Consider the following 22,954-nt stretch of genomic DNA (forward strand, 5'->3'; position numbering starts at 1 on the left):
GGAATGCGTTTTCCTATAGGAGCTGCCGCAGGCTGCGATCTTTCGCTTTTATGGATTCAGATGAGTCTTCAGTTCAGCCGCCGCCTGACGCACCGCCGCTTTGACTTCCGGAATCTGGCTCAGCGGATTGAGCAGGCCGAAGTCATGAATCATCCCGTTGTAGCGCACCGAAGTCACCGGCACGCCGGCTGCATCCAGATGCCGCGCATAGCCTTCGCCTTCGTCACGCAGCACGTCGAACTCGGCGGTCTGCACCAGCGCAGCGGGCAGGCCCTTGAGCTGTTCGGCGCTGGCTTTGAGCGGCGAGGCATGGATCTGCGCACGCTCGGCCGGGTTGGTTGTGTAGTTGTCCCAGAACCACTGCATCATGCCCTTGGTAAGGAAGTGTCCCTCGGCAAATTGCTGGTAAGAACCGTCGTCGAATTGCGCATTGGTCACCGGCCACATCAACAGCTGGAAGCGCAGGGCAGGGGTTTTCTGCTCCTTGGCCATCAACGCCACGACCGCCGCCATGTTGCCGCCGACGCTGTTGCCGGCCACCGCCAGACGTTTGCCATCGACACCGATGTCCTTGCCGTGCTCGGCCACCCATTTCGTCGCGGCGTAAGCCTGATTGATCGCGGTCGGGTACTGCGCTTCCGGCGATGGCGTGTAATCGACATACACCGCAACAGCGCCAGAGCCGACCACCAGATCACGGATCAGGCGCTGGTGCGTCGGGAAGTCACCCAGCACCCAGCCGCCACCGTGGAAGAACATGAACACCGGCAACTCGCCTTTGACCTTGGCCGGGCGCACCACTTTCAGGTTGATGGTCTGGCCGTCGACCTTGATCGCCTTGTCGCTGACTTCCACGCCGGACAGATCAACCTTTACCGAAGCTTGGGCACCAGTCAGCACTGCACGGGCGTCCTTCGGGCTCAGTTGCTCCAGCGGACGACCACCGCCAGCGGCGAGGGCATCGAGGAACGCTTGGGTGTTGTGTTCGACGCCTGGACTGCCAGCGGCGAAAGCGCTGCTGACGGACAGGGCGAGGAGGGATGCGGCGAGGGTTTTCTTGATGCTCATGTTCAATTCCATTTTTGAATGTGTGATGTAGGAGCTGTCGAAGGCTGCGATCTGATCGTTCCCACGCTCTGCGTGGGAATGCAGCCGGGGACGCTCCGCGTCCCAACGATCAGATGGCTGCCTTCGGCAGCTCTTTGTGTTCAGGGTTGTTTTCAAACCGTGAGCACAGATTAATGGGCTGCTGAAAAGCGAAAAAGCGGCTATAAAGCGTTTAACTGTCCACCAGAGAGTGACAATGAACCCGTTCGAAGACATGCGTATTTTTTGCCAGGTCATGGACTCCGGCAGCTTCACCGCCGCGGCCGATCAGTTGGGGCTGTCCAAGCAGTTCGTCAGCCGCCGTTTGATGCAACTGGAAGAGCGCCTCGGTGTGCGCTTGTTGAATCGCTCGACCCGCCGCCTCGACGTCACCCCGCTGGGGCAGAGCTATTACGAATCGGCGTTGCGCTTGTTGGGTGAGGTGGAACAGGTCGAGCAGGGCATCGCCGGCGAAACCGCCGAGCCGCGCGGCACGATTCGCCTGAGCGCGCCGTTGTCGTTTGCCGTGGCGCATCTGGGTTGTCTGCTACCGCTATTCCTGCAGCGTTATCGCGAAGTCACCGTTGAGGTGGATCTGAGCGATCGCCCGGTCGACCTGCTCGGCGAAGGCTACGACCTGGCCCTGCGCATCGGCGTGCTGGAGGACTCGACATTGATCGCCCGACGTATCGCCAGCATCGAACGGGTCTACTGCGCCAGCCCGGCCTACCTCGCCGAACGCGGCACACCACTCAAACCCGAAGACCTGCACAGCCACGACTGCCTGCCTTACGGCCACGGGCGCTCGGTGCAATGGCGTTTCAACGAAGCGCCGGGCAAACCGCTGCTGATCAACGTCGCCGGCCGCATGCGCGTCAACAACGGCGAACTGCTGCGGGACGCAGCGGTGCAGGGGATGGGCATTACCTATCTGCCGACCTTCATCGTCGGTGCGGCGCTGAAGGATGGGCGCCTCGTGCCCGTGCTGGATGATTTACGCCCGGAGCCACTGACCCTGTCAGCGGTTTATCCGCAGCATCGCCAGGCTTCGCGGCCGGTACAGGCGCTGGTGGAGTTTTTGCGTGAGCGGCTTAACCAGAGTCATGTGAATCTTTGATAGTGGGGCCTACTGGGCAAACGGCGTGTTATCGATCGGGCGAACGTCCTACCGTTTTTTCCTGCGATGTCTTTATGGATATTCCTGTCGGGTATGCAAAACGCTAAGTATCTCGATTCGATCCGTCACCTCATAAATCACTACGTAGTTAGGATGTACAACGATTTCCCGGGTGCCGGGAGATCGACCTTTACGGTAGAGATGGGGATGAACGGAGAGTGAGGTTGTGGATTCTTCGATGGATTTCGAGAGACTCACTGCGGCTGCAAAGTTTCTCTCGCCAATGTATCTGAGGATGTTCGAAAGATCGGCCTTGGCTTCGGGCCGCCACTCAATCTGCATCGGCCTTTTTTCGCATGGATTCGATCAAGGCATGCATGTCCGCCATCACGTCCTCATGGGGGAGACTCGGATGGGGATCATCTCTGGACGCCTGCACCTTGGCTCGCAACCAGCGATCATGACTGGCAGCCTGCTCGTCGCTTTCAAACCCTGAATCGTCGGGAAAGATTTTGCCGTCCATAGTGCCTCCGGGATCAATGCCTGGCAGTCTATTCGGTACAGGGATTGCTGTCGTCGTTGTCTGGATGAACTGCATCTTGGTCGAGCTCCATGAGTACTTGTAGTTCGACAAATCCTAGACTGAGCGCTTCCGGCGGCCAACCGACGGAAGATGTAGGAAAACGGTTGGGGTTTCTCGAGTTCCTTCCTTTTTCTGTAGGACTCGCTGAAGAGGACTGCGCAGTGTGATTACAACATTGGAACAACCGCCACCCCGCGTCTGTTCTACACTCACGCCGCTCAATCACGAGCCTCACCCGGAGTAGCGCCATGGAAGTGCCCAACCCCAAAACCGCCATCGAAAGCAATCGACAGGCGTGGAACGATTCCGCCCGTCATCATCAGGATTCACCGGACTGGCAGGCATTGCTCAGCGATGTTGCGCAGGGGGAGTTTTGCTGCCTTGACGACACCTTGCGTGGCTTGCTGGACGTCGACGGCAAAGACGTGATTCAACTGGGCTGCAATAACGGTCGGGAGAGCCTGTCGCTGTTTGCGCTGGGTGCGCGCAGTGTCGTCGGCGTCGATCAATCGGCCGCGTTTCTTGAGCAGGCCCGCGAGCTCAACAGCCGCTCGCCGCACAATGCCGAATTCGTCGAGAGCGACATCCACCATCTGCCCGCATCGCTGCATAACCGCTTCGACGTCGCCCTGATCACCATCGGGGTACTCAACTGGATGCCTGACATCGGCGAATTCTTCCGTCATGTCGCGCAGGTGCTGAAGCCGGGCGGCAAGCTGGTGATCTACGAAACCCATCCGTTTCTGGAAATGGTTGATCCGCAGGCTGAAGATCCCTACCGCCTCGCCAGCTCGTATTTCCGTGCCGAGCCGTTTGTGCAGCAAGAGCCGATCGTTTACGTAGGTAAAGTCGAGCAGCCGGCGGCAAAGTCGTACTGGTTCGTGCATACGCTGGGCGCGATCTTCAGCGGCGCCATTGGAGCGGGGCTGAGCATTGTGGATTTTCAGGAATATGCGCATTCGAACCGGGAAGAGGTGTATGACTGCTACCTGAACCAGCAGGCGCAGCTGCCGATGTGCTTTAGCCTGGTGGCAAGCAAGGCCTGAGAACCTTTTTTGCGACGGCTGGCCTCTTCGCGAGCAGGCTCGCTCCCACAGGGAAACGCATCCCAATGTGGGAGCGAGCCTGCTCGCGATGGCGGCCTTGCGACCGCCACATTTCACAAGGCCGGATCAAGCCTGGGCCGCGGCACTTACCACCGGCCGGCCCGGTTTGCGCAGCGGATCCAGGCGTGAGCCTTCATAGCGGGTTTCGCGGAAGAATTTCCAGCGGCCGAACAGGCAGTAAACGTGGGTCACCCGGCCCTGTTCCTGATAACCCATGCGGATATGCAGTTTAAGCGCCGGGATGTTGTGGGTTTCGCAAACGTCGACCACCTTGGTGCAACCCTGCGCCGCCATCGCTTGCCACAGTGCAACCTGCACGTCCACCGACAGGCTGCTGCCGAAGTAGGCACGGATCATTTCGCCGCCGAATTCGAAGAACTCGCCGGGTTTGACCGGGAAGGTGCAGCCGTAATAGTGGCGGTCGTGGTAGTCGCGAATGCTGCCCCAGATAAAGCCCACGGCGTGGCCATCGGCGTCGAGGTACATGTGCCCGGTGTGGCCCTCGGCAGCCAGTTCGGCCATGGTGCCGACTCGGTCGCCGAAGTGTTTGCTGAACGCCACGGCGTTCTCCGGGGTGATGTCGACTTTGCGCAGGCCTTCATACGGGCGCAGTTTGTGTGGCGGCACCGGGCTGACCAGGTCGCGCTCCATCCACAGCAGTTCCCAGTGGAAGAACACGTAGCGTTTCCACAACGTGCCGACGGTGCGGCCCAGGCCTTTCTGTCTGATGCGATCTTGCACTTTGGTGATGATGCTCATGATGCCCCTCCAGGGTCTTTGCCCGGATGTTGTGGTGAGTGTCGTTACAGCGGTGATTCATTCGAGCGCCGTAGCGCCCTGCGTTTCCTCTCGATTGAGGTCGGCATACGAGACTCGCGCGACGCCTCTCAAACCCTGTTCGATTACCTCGCTCAAAGACTCGCCGGAGTCGAGATAGGCATCACCGAAATCGACGCCGAGGCGGGTCGGGTGGGCGACGATTTCCAGCACGCCGTCGCTGGGGACGCTGGCATTGCGCAGGTCCACCGGGGTGCAGACGTAATCGGCGGTGACCCGCGCCAGACTCTGCAAACGGCCATTGAGCAAACCCTTGAATAGGCGCTTGGGCAGCGTGAGGTTGTGCCCGAGGTTGCGCGCCAGCCGAATCGGTACGCCTTGCTCGGCGGCAAACTTCGCGACGACTTCGCCGATCGGCCAGATGTTGTGTACGTGCTGGTGCGAGTCGATATGGCTCGGGCGCATGCCGTGATCGACGCAGCGTTGCCACTGCGCCTGTAACTCGGCGCGCACCGCGTCACGGTCTGCGCGACTCAGCCACAGGCTGTGGCGGGGCAGGTTGAGGTCGAACACGCCGTTGCCATCGCAAAAGGTCCGCCGCCCCAGGATCGCTTGGCTCAGCGGGCGTCCATAGGTCAGGTTGAAGTGCAAGCCGATCCGACCTTGCAGCGCCGGATGGCGCGCCATGGTGCAGGCAGCTTCGAACGCCGGCATGTTGGCCATGGCCGTGGCCGAGCTGATCAGGCCGGCCTGGAAGGCAGCGAAGATCACTGCGTTTTCATTGGCGCTGAGACCGAAGTCATCAGCGTTGACTATGACTTGGCGAGGCATGGCCGCCCTCCGGAGTGATTGCGACAGGTTGCACCAGTGCTGCAGATTTTTTGTTGGCGCGCCTGGTGCGCCACTGCTGCACGGCGGGCTTGCAGCGATACCAGATGCGCAGCGCCAGACCCAATGCCAGCCCACTTGGGCGCCACGAATAGAAACTCCAGCGCCAGTGTTCCAATTGCCCGGTCATGCGTTCGTGCAGTTGATGGCTGGAGTTTTCCAGGCTGACCCGCGAGGCATCGATCCAGCGCCAGTGCTCGTCCAGGCCCCAGCGAATCCATTCCTCCAGCAACACCCGGCCACTGCCGAGATCGGCGTACTGCGGCAGGAAGGCGAGGTTGTAATCGTAGAGCCGGCCCTGTTCGAGCAGGCCGAGGCGATAGCTGATGCAGCGGCCGTTCAGCTCGAGCATCACCACGCGTACCATGCCTTGGCCGGCGAGGGCGGTGAAGGCGCGTTCGATCCATTGGCGACTGCGCGGTGTGGCGAAAATCCCGACGCCTTCATCGCCTTTCCAGCTCACCGCCTCGACTTCGCTGATGGTCTGCAACAAGGCAGCCATGCTCAGCGCATCCGGGGTAATCCGGCGGATCTGCGCACCGCACGCGGCAATCCGTTTGCGTGCCCGGCGCAGTTTGTAGCGCGGGTCGCCGGAGACTTCCTGATGGTCGGCTTCGCTGATCAGATGCACTGGCACCCGGCAGCTCAGGCGTCGCTCGGCCGTAGAACTGCGCGCCATCCATGCGGTGACGGCACTTTCTTCACCCGCAGGCTCCGACAACTCATTGAGTTGCAGCAGCGCATGGGGCAGGCGCTGGCGAATCAACAGCAGCGCCTCGTGCATGTCCGCGCCGCCGAGCAACGACAGCAGGGCCAGACGATCAGCCAGCGGATAACCCAAGTGATGCAAGACCCGAAACGGCACGCCGGCGAAGCGCTCGCGGCTGGCTACCAGCGGCAGGCACAGGCGTAGTTCTGCGGCTTCCCAACCGAGCAGAATGTGCAGGCGCTGATCCTCACCCAGAGCCTGTTCCGCCGCACATAACCAGCCGAGATTGTTGAACGGCGTATGGTCGGTCACGCCCAGGCGCAGCGTTTCATACGCGGTTGCCGGGAAGTCGGCGGCGCACAGGGACGTGCGCCATTCGAATCGCATCACCATAGGTTCAAGCCGCCGTTGCATTGACAGGTGGACGGGAAGTTTTACCCAGCGCCGCCAGGCGCGAACCGCTGTAGCGGGTTTCGCGATAGAAGCGCCAGCGGCCGAACAGCGTGTAGATATTCATGATCCGCCGTTGTTCGGTATAGCTCATGCGCAGATGCAGCTTGAGTGCCGGGATGTTGGTCGACTCACAGACATCGACCACTTTTCGGCAGCCCTGGGCGGCCATGGCTTCCCACAGGCGCAATTGCAGGTCCACCGACAGCTCTGTCCCCCAGTAGGCCCGGGCCAGTTCGCCGCCGAACTCGAAGAACTCGCCGGGCTTCACCGGGAATCGGCAGCCGTAGTAGTGCCGATCGAAATAACTGCGCGGCGTGCCCCAGATAAACGCCACAGCATCGCCTTGCTCGTCGACATGCATGTGCCCGGTGTGGCCCTCTTTGGCCAGCTCGGCCATCGTGCCGACACGGTCGCCAAAGTAACGCGCGAAAGCGCTGGCGTTGTCCGCGGTGATCCTGACCACGCGCAGCGGCGGATAGGGTTTGAGCTTGTGCGGCGGCACCGGGCTGACCAGGTCGCGCTCCATCCACAGCAGTTGCTGATGGGAAAAAATGTACAGTTTGCGGATCTTGCCCAAGGTCGCTCGCAGGCCTTTACGACGAATATGTCCGCTGAGTTTTTGCAAAACATCCATGGTCTCTTCTCCTGATGAGGGTGCCATGCGCGGCATCAAGCCCACGCGGCAGAGCATCGAAGGGCGGCTCATGAAGCGCTCCAGCTCAGGGCAAACAGGGTTTGCCCCGGCAGTTCGAAACGCACGCGCCCGTTGTCGCAGGCAAACGGTGCGTCGCGGCTGCGATTGTCGGCGCCGAAGTAACGCAGGGCGCCATGGTTGAGCGGGCATCGGGCGCCGCTCAGATCGACGCGTTGCAGGCGCGTACCTTTGTTCACTCCGAGCAACGTGCGCTGCTCGTCGCCGGCCATCGCCAGCACATCCACCTCAAAGGCATCGTTGTCCAGTTGCAGCACCTGGTGCAGCCAGTGGCGGGCGATGAATTGCTGGGCCAGGCCGACCGGTTTCAGCTCGAAGCGATCCTCGCCCAATATGCGCAACATGCCCTTTGGGTATTGCGGTTCATCGGCGGCCTGAAACCAGTTGAGCATGCTCAGCAAGCCGTCCTGGGAGGCATTGATCACCACTGAGGCCCACCACAGCGAGGTGTAGTGGGTTTCCTGATCGTAGGGGCTGAGGCTGGAGCCGCTGGACAGGTTGGTCTGATCGAGAAGCAAGGCCTTGCGCGGCTGACCATTGGCGTCGCGGCCGACCAGTTCGGCGGCACGGCGTACGCTGTCGCGGTAGACGCGGGTGGCGAGCAGATCGCGAATCATCCATTCATGCCAGGCCAGTGCATCGACCTGATCGGCTGACTCGCTGAGCAGGCGCCGTGCCCAATCGATTCCGCGCTTGTCCGCCGCGTTATCGGCGAACGGGCCGTTGACCAGTCGCGAACTGGCCGGCATGGCGATGCGCACACCGGCGCGGGCATTCGCCGGGTCGCTGCGCACCTGACGGGCCATGCTGGTGAAAATCGCCTGATATTGCCCGTAGCTGGAATAGTTGAGATTGGGTTCGTCGGCAAAGCCGATGTAATGCGTGCCATTGCCGCCCAGCGCGCGGGTGCTCGCCAGCCAGGCGTCGAGGCCGCTGTTGCTCTGCACGTCGGCGCGCAGATCGGCCTGGCGCTGACTGCCGGCCAGCAGGGTGATGTCGTTGCGAATGCCGAAGCGCTGCTGATAGACCCGGCGGAATGCGTCTTCGAATTGCGGGTTCTGCGCCGTGACGTCGACGAAACTGTAATAGCTCGCCGCCGTCGGCTTCAGCGCATCGAGCAGCGCGTGGCTGGCTGCGGGCGGCATCACGTAGGGCAGGGCAATACCGAGATCCGGCGTGCGCCCGAGGACTTTGTCATGCAGCACCAGCCGGACATCTCCGACGTCTTCGCGCAGCGGTTGCAGTTGCTGCGGATTCTGCGCAAACAGATTAGTCGTGCCATCAAGCCAGAACGCCGCTTTGCCGCTGCCCTGCAGTTGCAGGCGCCAGACCTGCTCGCGGGGGCTGACTGGCAACGCGACCTGATCGAACTGCCAATAGGCGCGATAGGGCTTTAGTGCGAGAGTCAGCGCCTGGTGGTCGCCGATCCGCTGCGCCTGTAGCGCGGTGACGCCGCCGTGAAACTTGCCGGCGAGCACTGCATGCTCACCGGCCGCGAGTTTGAAATACAGCACGTCGCCATTTTTGCTTTCGGCACTGAAGTGCACTTTGGCCGGGGCAAACAGGGCAACGGTGCGTTCATCGTGTTCGATGCGGTAGTGGCGGAAGCTGTAGCCGGGAATTTCCAGTCGATAACTCGCCGCGCCGGGCAGCAGCGGCCAGGTCTGGCTGCCACGGGTTTCGCTGGCCTTGATCAAGCGTTCGCCGAGCAATTTGCCGCGACCGTCGAGCAGGTACAGTTGCTCTTCGTTGGCATCCGCTTGCCACGCCGGGGTCCAGCGCACGGTCACGCTGTCAGGCTGATCGGTTTGCAGAAACAGACTGCCGTCACGAATCTCGCCCCAGCGCATCGACGCCGCCAAAGCGTCCAGCGACAGGCCGAGACCGAACAGCAGGTACCAGCCTTTCATGCGGGTTTCCTCTGCAGCATCGACCACATCGGCAGCACGTCGCGGGGCAGGATGATCAGGGTTTGCCAGAACGGCACAGCGCTCAAACGGCAATACAGCACGAGCATGGCCACGGTCACCGCCAGATAGGCGATCGATGATGCGGCGGCGGCGCCGACGATGCCGTAGGCCGGAATCAGCACCAGGTTCAGCGCCAGATTGAGCAGCGCGCCCAGGCCCATCAACAACGACACCGAGCCGGGGCGATTCTTGCCCAGCAGGTCCAGGCGCAGAATGCTCGCGTAGCACAGACCCAACAGCCCCGGCAGCAACGCCAGCAGCGCCGGGTACGCCGGTTGGTAGGCAGCGCCAAACAGGGTGACGATCAACCACTCGCCGATCACGGCCATGCTCAAACAGGCGCCGAGCATCACCGTCGCGGTCAGGCGCAGCGCCAGCGGAGTGACCTTGTCCATGCCTTCATCCTGTTGCAGCAGGCGTTTCATCAGGGGCGTAGTCACCGCTTCGGGGACGATCAACAGCAATTCGGCAGCAGCGCTGGCCATGGCGTAATGGCCCAGCGCGGTGCTGCCGAGCAGGGCGCCGATGAACAGGTAATCGGAGCGCAAAATCACTTGCTGGAACAGCAGATCGGGATGGCTGCGCGCGCTGTAGCGCAGCAGCTCCTTCTGGCTGGCGCGATCCCATTGCAGCTGCAATGGCTGCGCCCGCTTCAGCCAGACCCAACCGGCGAGCACCACCAGACTGATACCGGCCAGCCAACTGATCAGCGCTGCCTCCAACGCCGCGCTCTGCCACATCCAGAACAGTGCGACGAACAGCAACAGCGGCGCCAGCGATTCGATCAGGCGCAAGACGTTGAATGCGACCACGCCACCCGAGGCGTTGTGCAGGGTCAGCAGGCCGCTTTTCAACACGGTCAACGGCACCGCCAGCAGCAACAGCCAGGCGAGCAGGCCCAGTTGCATGGTCACGTCCAGTTGCGTGCCAAATTCGCGCACCAACGCCACCACCAGCAAAGTCAGCAAACCGGCCAGCAAACAACCGAACACCAGCACCTGGCTGAGCAGCAAACCCATCGGCCGCTGCTTGGCCGCCTGATAACCGACCGCCGAATTCAAACCGCCGCTGGTGGCCGCGCTGATCAGGTCAGGCAGGGTGCTGAGCAGGGCGAACAGGCCGCGTTCGCTGGGGCCGAGAATCCGCGCGAGCAGGACGTTGCGCAGCAAACGCAAGGCGATCATCGCCAGCTTGGTGCCCATGCTCAACGCGAGGTGCTTGAGGTAGTTGCCTCGGCTCATGGCCGCGCTCCCCGGTAGATCCGCCACGACAGCAATTGCGGATGGCGCGCGGTGCGCTGGCTGACGCCGAAACGCGGCAGGTTCAGCGGATCGCCGTCGCCGCGATAGATCCCGGTGCCGGTGCCCAGCGCAAACGGGTAATCGTGGTCCGCGACCTGCTGGCGAACGCGATCATCGTTGTCGCCGTTGGGGTAGCAATAGACCGGTAGAGGTCGGTTGCAGCCGTTGTTCAATGCGTCGCGGCTGCGGCGGATTTCTTCGCTCAGGCGCGCATCATCGAGACCGGTGAGGATTGCGTGGCTGGCGCCGTGCGGGCCGAACCGCACCAGACCGGAGGCTTCCATTGCCCGCACCTGATGCCAGTCCAGTGCCTGTGGCAGCGAGTCCTTCGGGCATTCGTCGGTGAGTTCTTCCAGCTCCTGCGGAGCCAGGCTTTTCAGCCCTTGCAGGTAATGCAGCAGCGCCAGGCTGCGGCGCTCGACATCGATGTCATCAAGCAGCACCGGCAGCGGATGTTTGCGCGCATGCAGGCATTCGATCAGGTGCATGCGTGCTTTATCGCCATGGCTGCCCCATAGGGTTTCGCCAAGGCTTTCCCACCAGAAGCGCTGGCGGCTGCCGATGAAATCGGTGGAGAGGAAAATGCTCGCCGGCACCTGGTGTTTCTGCAGCAACGGGAAGGCGTTGACGGCGTTGTCACGCCAGCCATCGTCAAAGGTCAGCGCCACCCTTGGGCGTTCACTGCGCAGGGCGTTGGGCTGGAGAATTTCCATCAGCGGCACGCAGTCGAAATGCTTGCGCAGCCACACCAGCAAATGCTCGAACGCTTTCGGTCCGACGCACAGTTCATTGCGGTGCGGCAGGTCGGCGGCGCGGTCATTGGACAGCACGCGGTGCAGCATCAGAATCACCCCCGCGCCCTGCAACTGCTGACGGCCCACCGGCGAGTTGAGATAGAGCCAGCCACTGGTGCTTTTTATCAGTTGTTTGATCGCCATGGCTTCGGTCCTCTTAACGGTTCTGTTCCGGATTCCACTGGGCATACCGCTGACCGCGCAGGAACTGCCACAGGCCGAGACTCATCCCGGCGAGGGTGACCAGCAGAAACGCGGCGAGGCGGAACGGTTTCGGCAAGCGGTGTTGCGCATCCAGCAGCCCGGCAATTGCCACGCTGTAGCCGAACAGTTGCGCGATCAGGCTCAGGCGATAGAAAGCGTGCTCGTCCCACAGCCAGCAATTGCTCAGCAGCAATGGCAGCAGGAGTACCGGCGCCAGGCGGCGGATCAATTTGTGGCTGATCAACGCCAGGGAATACAGGCCATGCTTGAGCGGGTTGAGCAGCTCGCGGCGCTGGGCCAGGCTTTGCAGGCCGCCGACGGTGACGCGCTGCCGGCGGCGAAACTGTTTGTCCGCCTCGTCGACGCCATGGTCGATCACTTGCGCTTCGGGCACGTAGACGATGCGCTTGCCGGCTACCGGCGCGCAGGTGCTGATAAAGAAGTCGTCGTTGACCTCGGCCGGTACGTTCTGGAACAACTCGCGGCGCAGGGCGAGCAGGGCGCCGTCGGCCGAGACCATGCAGCCGGTGCGATTCTCGACCCGGCGCAACCAGCCTTCGTAATGCCGGTACAGGCTGTCGCCGATGCTCAGGCCGCCACCAGTAACCGGGATCACCATGTGCCCGGCGCAGGCGCCGACCTGTGGATCGCTCAGCGGCGCGAGCAAGTGGCCGAGAGTGTCGCGTGACCATTGGTTGTCGGCATCGGTAAACACCAGAATGTCGCCGGTGCTCAGGGCCGCGCCGGCATTCAGCGTGGCGGCTTTGCCCTGACGCGGCAGGTCAAGCACGGTGATGCGCGGATCAATCACTTTGTGCGCGCAGGCCACGGTGTCATCGGTAGAGCCGTCGCTGGCGAGAATGATCTGCAGCGTTGCCGGTTGATAATCCTGGGCCAGCAGCGTGCGCAACTTGTGCTCGATATGCCGCGCCTCGTTGTGCGCGGCGATGACGATGCTGACGTTCAGCGGCGGCGCCGGCGTGTGTCGCCACGCTGGAAACAGCGGCGCGAGGATCGTCAGCAACAGCGGGTAGCCGACGTAGGCGTAGACCGGCAGCAACAGGCACATCCAGAAAATGAACTCAGCCACGGGCAGGCCTCCTTGCGTTCCATTGACACAGACTCAAAATGAACGCCGCGCCGGCCAGGTGCAGGCGCAGCCAGTGCAGGCCCCACAGTTGCAGGAGCAGAATCGGATCGCGGTGCTTGATGCTCTGGCGAACGCTCAGGACCAGACCGGGGATCACGGTCAGGGTGACCATCACCGCCGCGTGATGGGGAAAGCCGTCTAGCAGTGCGGAAATCGCCAGGAAATCGAGGATCCACACCAACAACGACAATATTGGAAAGCGCAGCAGGCGCAGGCTCATGCCATGGGTGCGCAGCAGTTGCAGATGGCTGCCCTGACGCCACATTTCCTTGCCCATCCATTCGCGCCAGTTCATCTCGTAACCCCAGTGCAGCGCGACCTTGTCATTGACCGACAGCAGACGCGCGCCCTGTTCGTGCAGGCGCAGGGTGAATTCCTTGTCTTCGCCAGTGCGCAGGGCCTCGTTGAAACCGCCGACCTTGTCGAACCATTCGCGACGCATCAGCAGGTTGGAACTGGGCAGCCAATCGACACTGTGGCTGACGCGGTGCGACGGCTGCGAAGTGCGCCGCTGCCAGGCCGTGGCGAACCATGGCGCCTCGGCCGGCGTATGCAGATCCAGGCCGAACACATCGGCTTGGCCACTGGCTTGGATGTCGAACAAGGGCTGCAACCAGGTTTCAGGCATTTCCACGTCGGCGTCGATGAAGGCCAGCCATTCCCCGCTGGCGATCGCCGTGCCGCGATTGCGTAGAGCGCCGATCAACAGCCCCGGCAAGCTCAGCACGGTTGCGCCGAACTGCCGGGCAATCTGCGGACCCTGATCGGTCGAGCCGTTGTCGACCACGATCAGCTCGCACTCGACGTTGGCCGCGTGTGCGGCTTTCTGCGCGGCGAGCAGGGTACGGCCAATGTGCCGCGCCTCGTTGTACATCGGGATGACGATGCTGATCCGCTTCATGCCTGCGTCTCCGGGGTCAGTGGCGCCTGCTCGGCCTTGATGCGCAGGACGCTGGTCAGCGCCAGCATGATCCACACGTATTTCTGGTTCGGCGCGCTGAGGAACATCAGGAACAGGGTCAGCGACAGAAAGCTCACCCCCATGTGGGTCATCATGTCCGCCCGATGTCCATCACCGCGCAGCATCCACGCCGCCCGCGCGCGAATCAGGTTGTACAGACCGAGCCCGAGCATGCCGACGAAGAACAGCCCGGCGGGCACGCCCAGTTCGCTGAAGATTTCCAGATAGGTGTTGTGGGCGCGGCGGTACAGATCGCCGATCTTGCGGTTGGCGGAAAACGCCTTGGCGTAACCGGTGGTCGCGTAATGCAGTGGGAAGGTGCCGGGACCGGAGCCGAGCACCGGATGTTCGCGGATCATCTGGCCGCCGACGACGATGTAGGAAGCACGGCGGCCGAGGGATTCGTCCTGCGCCTTGGAGCCGGCGCTGAGGATGCTCAATGACTGGATCCGCGCCATGTAACCGGCCGGCATGGCGTAGATCGCCAGCGGAATCACGATGGCCGCACCGAGCATGACGAAACCCAGGTGCCGTGGGCGGATGTGGGTCAGTTGCGCGCGGTAGTGCCAGATGCCGATGAGCAGGCTCAACGCCAATACCACCAGCCCGGAACGCGATTCGGTCTTGGTCATGCCACCGAGCAACAGCAGGCAGCAGGTGCCCCAGAACAAGCGGTGCAGCAGGTTCGGGCTGCGGATCACCAGCAGCAGACCCAGAGGAATGGCGAAGGCGATGAGCATAGCGAAGGCGTTGGGGTCTTCGAGCAGGCCGGCGGCGCGGCCCTGATCCTGAAACTTCGCCGAGAACATTGCCATGGCGCAGGTCGCGGTGACGGCGAGGGTCACCAGCCGGGCGAACAGGTCGAGGTTCAGTTCGCGGCCGATCAACAAGGTAATGACAAACAGCACCAGACCAACGCTGAGTTCGCGCAGATGCCCCAGCGACATGCCCATGTCATCGGTATTGAGCAGGCTGAGAAAATACAGAACCATGAAGCCGATCAGGCAGTGCCACAGGTTGCTGCGAAGGCGTTGCGACGGAATCTGGTGCAGCGCCAGTTGCAGCATCACGATTACCGCCAGGGAGGCGCCGAGCAACTTGCTTCCCGACACTGAACTGTCCTTGAAGAACCCTTCGAACGGCACCAGCGCGGCAATGCCGAGCAGGCCCCATGTCGGCTTGCGGTACAGGACGGTGAAACCGACCAGGCCAATCACAGCCCCCGGCGCCAGATACGGCCAGGGACTGGCCAGCAAACCGAGGCTGACCAGGGCGAACAGACTGACGATCGAGAGCGGGAAAATCATGCGCGTGTCTCCCGTGCCGTGTGGATGTACAGCTGCGACCAGCGTTCGGCCAAAGCCTTGAGGTCGTAGCCTTCCTGTTGGGTGCGTCTGGCGTTTTCACGCAACTGCGCGGCCAGCTTCGGTTCGGCCAGCAAGGTGTCGAGCTGGCGGGCGAGGGCGGCGGTATCCGTCGGCGCCGCGAGCAGGCCGTTGTGACGGTCCTGCAGGACATCGGGAATACCGCCGACCGCGAACGCCACCACCGGCACGCCGGCCTGCATCGCTTCGAGCAGAATCATTGGCGTGCCCTCGGTGCGCGAGCTGATCACCAACGCATCGAGTTGCTGCCACCAGCCTTGCATCGCCGTCTGGTAGCCCGGCAGGCGAATCCGCTGCTGCAACCCGGCAGCATCGATGCGCGCCTGAAGGGCCTCGCGTTCCGGTCCGTCACCGAGCATCACCGCGTCCAGTTGCGGATGCTGGTGACACAGTGCGATCAGCGCATCGAGGAACAGGTCCGGGCCTTTCTCGCTGCTCAACCGCCCGACGTAACCGGCCAGCCAGCGTTGCCGCTCTGCCAGCGACGGCATCGCTGGCGCCGCTGGTAAACCGTTTGGAATCACCTGCAACTTCTCCGTCCGGACGTTGGCCTGACGGTGCAGCACGGCGATACTTTCCGCCACGCAGACCACCCGTTTCACCGACGCCGTGCGGCACAGTTGCAGGCTTAGCCAGGTGTAGAACTTCTGCTTGCGACTGCGTGGGGTGAAGCCGTGCTGAGTGATCACCAGCGGCAGGCGCAACAGCGTGGCGCCGACCCAGCCGAACAGCAGGCCTTTGAAGTTGTGGGTGTTGAGCAACGGTTTGTCGCCACGGCGCTGACGCAAGTGCCGCAACAGCTCGCCCGGCCCTGAACAAGCGCGAGCGTCCACCCCAGCCTCGCGAAAGCGCGAGATCAGCTCAGGCGGTGCGTCGAGGAACAGCACCTGATGCTGCCCCGGCGTGGCCAGGCAATGATCCAGCAACATCCGCTCGGCCCCGTAGAAGCCGCCGCTGCTGAGCAAATGAATGATCGGCAGGGCGACGATTGGGGTGGACACCGCGTTCAATTGCGCACCCAGTGAACCAGGCTCGGCATGGTCCAGTTCTTGTGCGGATTGCCCGGCTGCGACGTTTCTTCGTTGAGCACCAACAGCACCGGCAGGCCCAGCTCATGGCTGATTTGCGCCGGATGCTTGAAGCGGTGATCGAAGAACTCACGCACGTAGACGAACGCGATTGCCAGCAGCAGACCGGTGAACAGCCCGAAAGGGATGATCAGCAGCGGTTTCGGGAACGCTGCCTCGGTCGGTTCGAACGGCGGGCTGAGTACCCGGGCGTTGGACAGGTCATCGTTGAGCGAGCGCGTGGTGCTGCTTTCGGCAAAACGCTGGGCATAGGTCGAGAACGCTGCGTGCAGCGCATCGATCTCGGTGTCCATCTGGCGCAGTTTGCTCTGGGTCTGCTGCAGGTCGCGGATGCGGTTCTTGAACTCGGCGATGCGCGCGGTTTTCTGCTCGATCACCTGCTTGACCACGGCCAGGTCGGCGGTGCGTTCCTGGATGCGGTTGCTCACCACTTTGAGAAACTGCTGACGGGTGCGGGCGATCTGCTCGCGGGTCAACAGCATCGGTTCGCTGCCGGGCTGGAACACCGCCAGATCGTTCATGTAACGGCTGACCTGGCTGGTCAGTTGCTCGCCCATCTGTTTGATTTCCCGGTCCTCGAACGCCACGTTGTCGACGGTGGTGGTGAAGGTGTAGGGGAAGGTGTAGTCGTTGAGCTTGCTACTGCTGGCGGCGGCGAGCGCGGTTTTCAGATATTCGAGCCAGCGCTGGCTTTGCAGCAGGCGGTCCTGATACAGGTTCAGCGCCTGTTCTTCAGTGTTGATGGCGTTGAGGCGGAAGGTGATTTCCTCCTTCGGATCCGCTGCGCCGACATTTTCCAGCAGTGCTTGACGATTACCTTCCAGGCCATCGAGACGCACTTGATACTGGTGCTTTTTGGTCTCGTAGAACGACTGCGGCAAGTCGATCGATTGCAGGGCCTGACGGCTGACCAGATAGTTCTGCAGCAGGGCGCTGACAAACGTCGTGCCTTGCTGCGGATCCGGGAAGCTGTAGGTGATCGAGATCACGTTGGAACCGGGCAGGGTTTCGATTTTCAGGCTGTCGACGGCTTGCTGGGTCAGGGCGTCGAGGGTGGTGTCACGTACCGGATCGGTTTCCATGCCGAGCCCGTCGCGAAGCGGATTGATCACGTACTCGCGCAGCGGCGTCGAGACGTAGCGCTTGAATGGTTCGCCAAGCAACTTGGCGAACACCCCGGGTGGCGGGCTGTATTCACCGTTGTCGCGCAGTTCGCTGATGGTCTGACGGATCAGTGCTGGCGAGCGGAGGATGTTGCTCTCGGTTTCCATGTCCGCCAGCGACGGCGGAATGAAGGTGGCGTTGTCCACCGTGAGCGACGTAGTGGCGTCGCCCTGAGAGAGTTTTTTCGACTGCACGATGACCTGCGCGGTGATATCGAAGCTCTGTTTGAGCAGCAACGGCAGGAGCAGGGCGATGACTGCAAAGGTCAGGAAGACGCGCTTCACCAGTTGCTTGTTGGCGAAGAAAATCCTGAAGAACTCATGCAGGTAGTTTTCCTTGGGGTTCATGTCGGTCACCTGTGAGTTAGTTGTCACTGTCTTTGTTGTCGACGCGGTAGCCGAAGCTGAAACCGACGCCCTGGAACAGCACCACATCAGCCAGTTGGCGGGCGAGTTCGCCGGCGCTGGCCAGTTTGGTTTTTGGCACGTAGAGCATGTCGTCCGGTTGCAGGTAGGCGATTTGCGGGGCGTCGCCGGACAGCGCTTTTTCGACGTCGTAGCGCACGGCTTTCACCTGATTGCCGTTGCGCCGCATGATCACCACCGAATCCAGCCGCGCCTTGACGTTGGTACCGCGCGCCAGGGTCAGCGCCTCGAGCACCGACACCGGCCGGCGGATCGGATACGAGCCCGGTTGTGCGACTTCACCCAGCACGTAGATCTCGTTGCCTGCGGTGGACTTGAGCAGCACGTCCACGGTCATGCGGCCCGGCAGTTGCGCGTACTTTTTGTTGAGGAACGATTCCAGTTGATTGACGGTCATGCCTTGCAGCGGCACGGCGCCGATTTCCGGAAAACTCGCGTAGCCGTCAGTGCCGACGGTGATCTCGCGGCTCATGCCGGTGGCCGGGTGATTGAGGGCGCTTTTCAGGTTCTGCTCGTTGCTCAGCGGGCTGATGATCTGCACGGTGAGCTGGTTGCGGTTGGGCTGGAACAGCTGTTTGCGCTGATACACGCGCTGGATTTCCTGGCGCGCTTCTTCGCTGGTCAGCCCGGCGATTTTCACCGAGGTGTTGGCGCCCGGCAGTTCGATGGTGCCGTCGGGCAGCACCAGTTGATTGCCGTTGAGCTGGCTGGCGGCGGTGAAATTCAGGCCGATCTGGTCGCCCGATTGCACGCGGTAGGCGTCCGAACCGCTGGTGCTGATATGGAAGATCACGTCCAGCACATCCTGCGGGCGCAGGGTCTGCTCGATCTTCGGCATATCGGTCGCCTGGGCGTTGGCCGGGGAGGCGGTGAGAATATTCACCGGCATGTTCTGGGTGTCGGAAGTGCTGGAGCAGCCCGCAAGCGGCAGCAACAGCAGGACAAGCATTCTGGCGTTCATGGCGTCATCCTTTGCGTTCGCTTACAGGTTTTTGTAAAGCCATTTGGGCATGTAGTACTTACGCCGGTTGAACACGCTGCCGACCACTTTCGCCCCGGCCTGAGTCAGGCGTTGCACAGCGGCCTGGGCGACTTCCCAGCGGGTGTCTTCGGCGCGCACGACAAACACCACGCCGTCGACCTGAGTACTGATGACCAGGGTGTCGGCGGCGGAATACACCGCGTCGCCGTCGATCACCACAAAGCGGTACTGGCTGCCCAACTGGTCGAGCAATGGGCTCAGGCGCTCGGCGGTCAGGTGTTCCAGCGTGCGGATCGGCCGGCCGTTGGGCAGCACATGGAAGGGCAGGCTCGAGACCTGCACCACGCAGTCCTGCAACAGCGGCGGGTTGCCCGGGTTGAACAGCAGGTCGCGCAGGCCGCGCTCCTTGCCGAGGTTCATCTGCTGGGTGAGGTTGTTCGCCGACTGGCTGGCGTCGACCAGCAGCACCTGGCCGCTGCTCATCTGCGCCAGCTGACTGGCCAGTGCCAGAGCGCTGGTGGTGGTGCCGGCGCCGGGGTTGGCGGCGGTCAGGAACAGAATGCGCAGATCGAGATCCAGCACGGTCGAAGTCAGATTCGATTCGCTGGGGCTGGCGATGCTCAGGCTTTTATTGGTTGAACCGTCCATTAGCTTGCTCCGTGGCCGCTGAATACTTTGAAGGGGGTTTTCAACAGAATCTTCAGATCAAGCAGAAGGCTCTGCTCGGCGATGTAGCTGAGGTCCAACTCAACGCGCTGGTCGAAGTCGATGTTGCTGCGTCCGGAGATCTGCCACAGACCGGTCATGCCGGGGTAGATCGCCAGACGCGCGAGGTGATTGTCCTTGTAGCGGTAGGCGTTGAACGAGGTCGGACGAGGGCCGACCAGGCGCATGTCGCCGGTCACTACGTTGATCAGATTGGGCAGCTCGTCGAGGCTGGTGCGCCGCAGAAAACTGCCGATGCCGGTGACGCGCGGGTCCTTGTCGATCTTGAAGTCGATGGCGTCGGCCCCGTGCTTGTTCAGGTGGCGCAGCGACTCTTTGAGGTCTTCGGCGTTGCTGACCATGGTGCGGAACTTGAACATGCCGAACTTGCGCCCGCGATAACCGGTGCGTTTCTGCACGAACAGCACCGGCCCCGGGCTGGTGAGCTTGATGGCCAGGGCCAGGCCCAGCAGCACTGGCGAGATCAGCACGAGAATCGTCAGCGCGCCGAGGCAGGCGACCACCCGGTTGGTCCGCGACAGCTGCCATGGGCGGCCGCCATCGCGGCCGCTGAGCCAGCCGCGACCCTGGCGGTGGATCGCTGCGTCGAGGCGCATGCGATGTTCCGGGTCGACGCGCTTGTCAGGGCGCATCTGTGCAATCGACACACTTCTTTCATGTCCAGTCATGGCGTCCTCCGCATTCAATCAGCCGCAAGCGGCGCACGGGCAATGGGGTAGTAGTCGCGGAACCAGGCGATGAAGCGGCCCAGTCCTTCATCCAGTTCTATCCGGGGCTGGAATCCGGTGGCCTGGGCCAGATCGCTGGCCTCGGCGCAGGTGTTGAGCACGTCGCCCGGTTGCAGCGGCAGCAGCTCGACAATGGCTTGCCGATCGAGATGTTTTTCCATCAGCGCGAGGTAGGTTTTCAGTGCAACCGGCCGCTGCCCGCCAATGTTGAACAGACGCCACGGCGCCATGCTGCTGGCCGGGTCGGGCTGCTCGCGATCCCACTGCGGATTGGCTTGCGGTGGCTGATCGATGAGGCGTGCGATGCTTTCGATGATGTCGTCGATGTAGGTGAAATCGCGCTGGTGCTCGCCGTAATTGAACAGCTTCAGCGGCTCGCCTTCGCTGATCGCCCGGGCGAACTGGATCGGCGACATGTCCGGCCGACCCCAAGGCCCGTACACGGTGAAAAAGCGCAGGCCGGTGCAGGGAATGCCGAACAGATGGCTGTAGCTGTGCGCCATCAGTTCATTGGCTTTCTTGGTCGCGGCGTACAGCGACAGCGGATGGTTGACGCCATCCTTGACCGAGTAAGGCGTGTGTTGATTGGCGCCGTACACCGAACTCGACGAGGCGTAGATCAGGTGTTCGACCGGGTGGTGGCGGCAGCTCTCGAGAATGTTCAGGAAACCGTTGAGGTTGCTGTCCAGATACGCCCGTGGATTGTCCAGCGAATAACGCACCCCGGCCTGCGCAGCCAGATGGATCACCACTTGTGGCTGCTCGCGGGCAAACAGCGCATCGATCGCCGAAGCGTGGGCCAGATCCACCGTGGCCAGCGGAAAATCGCCGACCTGCTCGCGCACCCACTGCACGCGGTCGTGCTTGAGCTGCGGGTCGTAGTAGTGGTTGAAATTGTCCAGGCCGACCACCGAATGCCCGTCGCGCAGCAAGCGCAGGACGCAATGGGCACCAATGAAACCGGCGGCACCGGTCACCAGAATCTTCATGGCCGCAGCCCTTCAGGGGCGATGTGGCGCAGGCCGATGCCGCTGTAATGCAGGCCGGCGGCGGCTACTTGTTCCGGGTTGTAGAGATTGCGCCCATCGATGATTACCTTCGAACGCAGCTTCTCGGCGAGCAGCTCGAAATCGACCACGCGGAAGTTCTTCCACTCGGTGCAGATCACCAGCGCGTCGGCGTCTTCGAGAGTGTCGTCGCGGGTCGCGCACAGGTGCAGGTCGTTGCGGTAGCCGTAGATGCGCCGGCATTCGGACATGGCTTCCGGATCATAAGCCTGCACGCTGGCGCCTTCGGCCCACAACGCGTCCATCAGGTAACGGCTGGGGGCTTCGCGCATGTCGTCGGTGTTCGGTTTGAACGCCAGGCCCCAGACCGCGATGGATTTGCCGGCCAGGCCTTGCGGAAACTGCGCGCGCAGTTTGCTGAACAGGATGTGCCGTTGGCTGTCATTGACGTCGGTGACGCTGCGCAGCAGTTTCAATGGCATGCCGTTGTGTTCGGCGGTGTGCAGCAAGGCACGCAGATCCTTGGGAAAGCACGAGCCACCGAAGCCGCAGCCCGGATAGATGAAGTGGTAGCCGATGCGCGGGTCGGAGCCGATGCCTTTGCGCACCGCTTCGATGTCGGCGCCGAGCAGCTCGGTGAGATTGGCCAGTTCGTTCATGAAACTGATGCGGGTGGCGAGCATCGCGTTGGCCGCGTATTTGGTCAGCTCGGCGCTGCGGTTGTCCATGAACATCAGTTTTTCGTGGTTGCGGCAGAACGGCGCGTACAGCTCGCTCATCTGCTCGCGGGCAGCGTCGTCGCGGGTGCCGATGATGATCCGGTCGGGGCGCATGCAGTCGGCGAGGGCGCTGCCTTCCTTGAGAAATTCCGGATTGGAAACCACGCGCACCTGCAGCTCGGTTTTGCCGCGCAACAGCAATTCGCTGGTGGCCGTGGCCAGAACCTGGTCGGCAGTCCCGACCGGCACCGTGGATTTGATGATCAGCGTACGATCGGCCTCCATCAGACCGGCGATCTGCCGGGCGACGTTGAGTACATGGCTGAGGTCGGCTGAGCCGTCTTCGTCCGCCGGGGTGCCGACGGCGATGAAAATCAGCTCGGCGTGAGTCACCGCATCACTGGCCTGGGTGCTGAACAACAAGCGCCCGGCCTTGATGTTTTCTTCAAGTGTTGCGGACAGGCCTGGTTCACTGATGGGAGGTACCGCTTGTTGCAGTTGTTTGATCTTGTTGGGATCAATATCAATGCATAAAACCCGATGACCGACATCGGCAAGTGCAGCGGCTTGTATAAGTCCGACATAGCCAGTGCCAAATACGCTCACGTCCATCTGCGCACCTCAATAAAACCAGAAAAGTTAACTACGGAATGAGATTGTTAAAGGGGTATAGCGCAGGGTTTGGAAAGCGTGTCAGCAAAATGACATGTTGCACGGGTATAACACTTGAGGCGTTTTTGGCGATTGGCCATCAAGTCATTGCTGCCATTGAATTTGTTCTTTCTTTGCAGATTTGTTCAGATTTTATTTAACCGACAGACGGTCTAAGTCCCCGAAATTAAAGGCTTTCACCGCTACAGGTGTGTCAGATTTGAGTCACCGTTTTTTTGACGCTTTCCCCGCCTATCAGTCATTTCTT

General features: G+C 62.0%; 22 protein-coding genes. 2 read left to right on the forward strand and 20 right to left on the reverse strand.

Annotated features, from left to right (window positions below; genetic code table 11):
- Positions 1–48: 48 nt before the first annotated feature.
- The gene (locus CKW30_RS00795) at positions 49–1,068 is read right to left on the reverse strand and encodes an alpha/beta hydrolase (protein WP_095179524.1); all 1,020 of its coding nucleotides are present in this window, start codon (positions 1,066–1,068) and stop codon (positions 49–51) included.
- Between the two features lie 235 nt (positions 1,069–1,303).
- Here CKW30_RS00795 and CKW30_RS00800 point away from each other — a divergent pair, with 235 nt between their 5' ends.
- Positions 1,304–2,203, forward strand: a complete 900-nt coding sequence (locus tag CKW30_RS00800) for a LysR family transcriptional regulator (RefSeq protein WP_041478583.1) — start codon at positions 1,304–1,306, stop codon at positions 2,201–2,203.
- A 72-nt stretch (positions 2,204–2,275) separates the two neighbouring features.
- Here CKW30_RS00800 and CKW30_RS00805 read toward each other — a convergent pair whose 3' ends face one another.
- Both CKW30_RS00805 and CKW30_RS00810 read right to left on the reverse strand, forming a co-directional pair.
- Positions 2,276–2,545 carry a type II toxin-antitoxin system mRNA interferase toxin, RelE/StbE family gene (locus tag CKW30_RS00805; protein ID WP_082228561.1) on the reverse strand — a complete coding sequence of 90 codons (270 nt, stop codon included), beginning with the start codon at positions 2,543–2,545 and terminating at the stop codon, positions 2,276–2,278.
- The gene (locus CKW30_RS00810) at positions 2,535–2,726 is read right to left on the reverse strand and encodes an antitoxin (RefSeq protein ID WP_095180272.1); all 192 of its coding nucleotides are present in this window, start codon (positions 2,724–2,726) and stop codon (positions 2,535–2,537) included. Before CKW30_RS00810 ends, CKW30_RS00805 begins: the two co-directional genes overlap by 11 nt.
- A 308-nt stretch (positions 2,727–3,034) precedes the next feature.
- Between CKW30_RS00810 and CKW30_RS00815 the strand changes: the two genes are divergently transcribed.
- Positions 3,035–3,832 (forward strand): class I SAM-dependent methyltransferase, encoded by a 798-nt coding sequence (locus CKW30_RS00815; protein WP_095179525.1) that lies wholly within the window; start codon positions 3,035–3,037, stop codon positions 3,830–3,832.
- Between the two features lie 126 nt (positions 3,833–3,958).
- On the opposite strand, the gene CKW30_RS00820 is transcribed toward CKW30_RS00815, so the two are convergent.
- From CKW30_RS00820 to CKW30_RS00900, 17 genes are all read right to left on the reverse strand, one after another.
- A complete protein-coding gene (locus CKW30_RS00820) occupies positions 3,959–4,651 on the reverse strand; it encodes a GNAT family N-acetyltransferase (protein ID WP_041478587.1) in 693 nt (230 codons plus the stop codon).
- Between the two features lie 57 nt (positions 4,652–4,708).
- Positions 4,709–5,500: a carbohydrate deacetylase gene (locus tag CKW30_RS00825; protein ID WP_095179526.1), complete on the reverse strand. Its 792-nt coding sequence runs from the start codon at positions 5,498–5,500 to the stop codon at positions 4,709–4,711.
- The gene (locus CKW30_RS00830; RefSeq protein WP_095179527.1) at positions 5,472–6,659 is read right to left on the reverse strand and encodes a GNAT family N-acetyltransferase; all 1,188 of its coding nucleotides are present in this window, start codon (positions 6,657–6,659) and stop codon (positions 5,472–5,474) included. The genes CKW30_RS00825 and CKW30_RS00830 overlap by 29 nt, the downstream gene beginning before the upstream one ends.
- A gap of 4 nt (positions 6,660–6,663) precedes the next feature.
- Positions 6,664–7,353: an N-acetyltransferase gene (locus tag CKW30_RS00835; RefSeq protein ID WP_095179528.1), complete on the reverse strand. Its 690-nt coding sequence runs from the start codon at positions 7,351–7,353 to the stop codon at positions 6,664–6,666.
- Between the two features lie 68 nt (positions 7,354–7,421).
- Positions 7,422–9,341 carry a hypothetical protein gene (locus tag CKW30_RS00840; RefSeq protein ID WP_095179529.1) on the reverse strand — a complete coding sequence of 640 codons (1,920 nt, stop codon included), beginning with the start codon at positions 9,339–9,341 and terminating at the stop codon, positions 7,422–7,424.
- The gene (locus CKW30_RS00845; protein ID WP_095179530.1) at positions 9,338–10,642 is read right to left on the reverse strand and encodes an oligosaccharide flippase family protein; all 1,305 of its coding nucleotides are present in this window, start codon (positions 10,640–10,642) and stop codon (positions 9,338–9,340) included. The genes CKW30_RS00840 and CKW30_RS00845 overlap by 4 nt, the downstream gene beginning before the upstream one ends.
- Positions 10,639–11,640 carry a polysaccharide deacetylase family protein gene (locus tag CKW30_RS00850; RefSeq protein WP_041478593.1) on the reverse strand — a complete coding sequence of 334 codons (1,002 nt, stop codon included), beginning with the start codon at positions 11,638–11,640 and terminating at the stop codon, positions 10,639–10,641. The genes CKW30_RS00845 and CKW30_RS00850 overlap by 4 nt, the downstream gene beginning before the upstream one ends.
- Before the next feature lie 13 nt (positions 11,641–11,653).
- On the reverse strand, positions 11,654–12,790 hold the full coding sequence (locus CKW30_RS00855) for a glycosyltransferase family 2 protein (protein WP_095179531.1): 1,137 nt from the start codon (positions 12,788–12,790) through the stop codon (positions 11,654–11,656).
- Positions 12,783–13,751, reverse strand: a complete 969-nt coding sequence (locus CKW30_RS00860) for a glycosyltransferase family 2 protein (protein WP_095179532.1) — start codon at positions 13,749–13,751, stop codon at positions 12,783–12,785. The genes CKW30_RS00855 and CKW30_RS00860 overlap by 8 nt, the downstream gene beginning before the upstream one ends.
- Entirely contained in the window at positions 13,748–15,118 is a 1,371-nt protein-coding gene (locus CKW30_RS00865) for an O-antigen ligase (protein ID WP_095179533.1), read from the reverse strand. The genes CKW30_RS00860 and CKW30_RS00865 overlap by 4 nt, the downstream gene beginning before the upstream one ends.
- Positions 15,115–16,206: a glycosyltransferase family 4 protein gene (locus CKW30_RS00870; RefSeq protein ID WP_095179534.1), complete on the reverse strand. Its 1,092-nt coding sequence runs from the start codon at positions 16,204–16,206 to the stop codon at positions 15,115–15,117. Before CKW30_RS00870 ends, CKW30_RS00865 begins: the two co-directional genes overlap by 4 nt.
- Positions 16,203–17,795: a Wzz/FepE/Etk N-terminal domain-containing protein gene (locus CKW30_RS00875; RefSeq protein WP_095179535.1), complete on the reverse strand. Its 1,593-nt coding sequence runs from the start codon at positions 17,793–17,795 to the stop codon at positions 16,203–16,205. Before CKW30_RS00875 ends, CKW30_RS00870 begins: the two co-directional genes overlap by 4 nt.
- Positions 17,796–17,811: 16 nt before the next feature.
- On the reverse strand, positions 17,812–18,834 hold the full coding sequence (locus CKW30_RS00880) for a polysaccharide biosynthesis/export family protein (RefSeq protein WP_095179536.1): 1,023 nt from the start codon (positions 18,832–18,834) through the stop codon (positions 17,812–17,814).
- Positions 18,835–18,855: 21 nt separating this feature from the next.
- Complete coding sequence (locus CKW30_RS00885) at positions 18,856–19,503, reverse strand: CpsD/CapB family tyrosine-protein kinase (protein WP_024012451.1); 648 nt, start codon at positions 19,501–19,503, stop codon at positions 18,856–18,858.
- Entirely contained in the window at positions 19,503–20,249 is a 747-nt protein-coding gene (locus CKW30_RS00890; protein WP_041478600.1) for a sugar transferase, read from the reverse strand. The genes CKW30_RS00885 and CKW30_RS00890 overlap by 1 nt, the downstream gene beginning before the upstream one ends.
- A 14-nt stretch (positions 20,250–20,263) precedes the next feature.
- Entirely contained in the window at positions 20,264–21,298 is a 1,035-nt protein-coding gene (locus CKW30_RS00895) for an NAD-dependent epimerase (RefSeq protein ID WP_095179537.1), read from the reverse strand.
- The gene (locus CKW30_RS00900) at positions 21,295–22,647 is read right to left on the reverse strand and encodes a UDP-glucose/GDP-mannose dehydrogenase family protein (protein ID WP_016774103.1); all 1,353 of its coding nucleotides are present in this window, start codon (positions 22,645–22,647) and stop codon (positions 21,295–21,297) included. Before CKW30_RS00900 ends, CKW30_RS00895 begins: the two co-directional genes overlap by 4 nt.
- Between the last annotated feature and the right edge of the window lie 307 nt (positions 22,648–22,954).

The sequence above is a fragment of the Pseudomonas sp. Irchel 3F6 genome (genome assembly GCF_900187595.1).
Lineage (GTDB): Bacteria > Pseudomonadota > Gammaproteobacteria > Pseudomonadales > Pseudomonadaceae > Aquipseudomonas > Aquipseudomonas siliginis.